The sequence below is a fragment of the Paralimibaculum aggregatum genome (assembly GCF_030270585.1).
Classification (GTDB): domain Bacteria; phylum Pseudomonadota; class Alphaproteobacteria; order Rhodobacterales; family Rhodobacteraceae; genus Thermohalobaculum; species Thermohalobaculum aggregatum.
The window spans coordinates 1-303 of sequence record NZ_BSYI01000170.1 but is presented as its reverse complement, the minus strand read 5'-3'; the positions used below and the strand labels follow the sequence as shown (position 1 = coordinate 303).

Here is a 303-nt window from a genome sequence, read left to right as displayed (position 1 = left end):
CGGCTCCAGCCTCGCCGATTTCGACTTCGGCAACGACGCCTCGTTCAACAGCTCGCTGCTGATCGCCGACTTCAACCTGAACTACGCCTCGGCCTCCGGCTCGGCGCTGGCCGACCTGGTCTACTCGATCGATGCCGGCTCGCTCGACGTGGCGCCGGTCGGCACCGGCCGTCTCGCCTCGGACAACGAGCTCTTCGCCTCGCGCGGCGACGACGTGCTCGAGGGCCGCGGCGGCGACGACTGGCTCGAGGGCCGCGAAGGCAACGACATCTTCATCATCTCCACCTCCGACTCGGTCTACGG

The 303-nt window shown here is 68.3% G+C and carries 1 pseudogene; it reads left to right on the top strand.

From position 1 onward, the window contains the following. Positions 1–303, top strand: a pseudogene (locus tag QSJ97_RS24810) (hypothetical protein); the annotation flags it as partial.